The sequence below is a fragment of the Psychrobacter sp. CoH-33_TS_01 genome (assembly GCF_058189395.1).
Genome location: NZ_JBVGQI010000016.1, coordinates 1 through 2,396, shown reverse-complemented (window position 1 = coordinate 2,396; position 2,396 = coordinate 1). Strand labels below are relative to the sequence as shown.

The 2,396-nt window shown below is 38.5% G+C and carries 1 protein-coding gene; it reads right to left on the bottom strand.

Annotated features, from left to right (window positions below):
* Nucleotides 1-1,746 (bottom strand): ESPR-type extended signal peptide-containing protein (locus ACZ2XM_RS15140; RefSeq protein WP_490589821.1); only part of this gene is annotated, 1,746 nt, incomplete at its 3' end.
* Nucleotides 1,747-2,396 lie beyond the last annotated feature (650 nt).

Sequence of the window (2,396 nt, the reverse complement as noted above, 5' to 3'; positions counted from 1 at the left end):
AGTACCTGCTTCTACACCACTGATCTTGTTTGTGGTTTTATCAATCACAACATTACCCACAGTCACTTTGTCTGTGGTTACACCAGCGTTATTAATCACCGTATTGCCGGTAGTGACACTATTAACATTGATATCATCCGCTGTACCAATCGTAATGTCATTCCCATTGCGATTGACTTTAATATTTTTACCGTTTTTAAAACTGACTGTTGCATCGGCACCAACAGCAGTTGCTGCATCACTATTTGCCTGAATCTTAAATGTCTGATTTTGTAGATTAGTGATATTATTACTATTCGTTGTAGTACGACCATCAATGTTAGTAATCGCCGCACCAACGTTAGTTACTTCTTTGCCATCTACATTGTATTTAGGTAGAGTCACTGCACCCGTAACTGGATCGTAAGTTGAATTACCACCTAGAGCCGCTGCTGTATCTTCACCTTGTTTATTGCTCAATATATTTTGTTTTCTTAATTGCGCAACTGTTACAGCATCGCTATCTATCGCACCATCAGCTAAGTTTGTCAGGCGGCGTTTTTCAGAAGTATTACCAAAAGAAACAGTACCTTGAGTAGTGGCATCTATGTTGGTTAAAAATGATGCTCCTGATTGCGCTTCAGCAATAGAGTTTTGTCCCAGAGCGGCACTATTTATACCATTTACTCTCGAATTTAGACCCAGTGCTACCCCGCCTGAAACAGCGGTGTTAGCACCTTCGCCGATGACTACGGCATTAGTGGCTGTTGCTTTCGCGCCAGTACCAATAGCGACTGACTTTTCAGCTGTTGCTTGTGAGTAAGCACCAATTGATAAAGCGTTTTCTGCAGTCGCTTGTGAGTAAGCACCAATTGATAAAGCGTTTTCTGCAGTCGCTTGTGCGCCACCACCAAAAGCAATAGAATCTTTAGCTGAAGCTTTAGTTTGGCCTACAGTTTGATAGTTGGATCCAGCTTGTCCCTCAAGACCACCTGCACTCTCAATATCTGGTGAACCAATTGCAATCGCACGATAACCTGTTGCGGTAGCTGAATGACCAATGGCAAGCGTACCTTTACCTGTTGCAGCAGACACATTACCGATTGCTTGTGCGTAGTCAGCAGTTGCTGCTGATTGACGTCCAATCGCTAGAGCCGTATTTCCTTTTGATAAAGCACCCACACCTACTGCCACACCAGCAATATCTGTTGCGTGAGCATATGTGCCAATAGCTACTGAAAGACTTTTATCTGTTAAGGCGCCTGTACCTATTGCGGTTGCACCACCAGTTGTTATAGCTGTTTTTGCTGCGCCTGTATATTTTATACGTCCATTGGAGTCTACTGTACTGTAATCAGTGTTATAAGGATTATTACGATCTGCAATAAGTGAAACTGCGGACTTAGTTTCTGACTCACAACCTACAGCTACATTAGCAGAAAAATTATTATTTACTCCTCCCCCAGTTGTTCCTGTATTAGCTGGGGTGGTGCAATTCGAAGAAGAAATTACCGTACCACTTCCTGTGCCTCCTGTACTAGCAGCAGCAAAAACTTGAGGCGACAAACTCATTCCCGCTGCTGCCAATCCCACACATAAGGCACTTAAGCGCGATAACTGTGTACCTCTTGTTGCTATATCTGCAGACACAGGTGCGCTAGCACTTACAGCACTACTCGAAGATTTTCCACGGCTTTTTGCATATTCTGATACTGCCATAAAACATTTTAACGACTTATTCCAAATGACTTTATAACTACGGTTCATATTTTGTTCTTCCTATATGAATGAATTAATCATGGGTATATAAAAATAAAACCTGTAGCGATCAGCTAAGCTAATTGATAAGTGCAATAGGTTTTATATGGAAAAAAGACAAGCAAGCGCTATCTACCACTCTAAAGTAGTAGATAAAAGAAGACAGATAATTAAAGAAATCTTTTATGATTTATAGAAGAACATAGAGGCTAATTACCTTATTAATACGCCAATCTCAACTTATCGTAGGCTTTTGATTTTTATAGAATTTAAAATTCTAATTGTTTTAACTGAAATTTTAAAAACTAAGTAAACCAATACCTTAGAAAAATAAGTTGAGAGTGGGGTTTATTAATATAAGACTTGATAAGATTATGCTGTCAATACATAACAATTCTTAAACCCTATAAAAACTGGCTATTTATTAGTCACTCTAAATGAGAAATTAGCGTGAGGAGCTTATTTATAAACTACTTGAAACATGATTCTAAGTAATAATTGTTACATTACTGCAATTTTATTAATGCTATATCAATCTATTGTATTATAATATGGAATGAAAGCATACTTAAAAATTGCTCATATAGTCAGTTCAAAATAAAATTGTTATGTTTAGGACAAACATCATAAAACAATTTGGATAAGTCGTTTTCCATCCA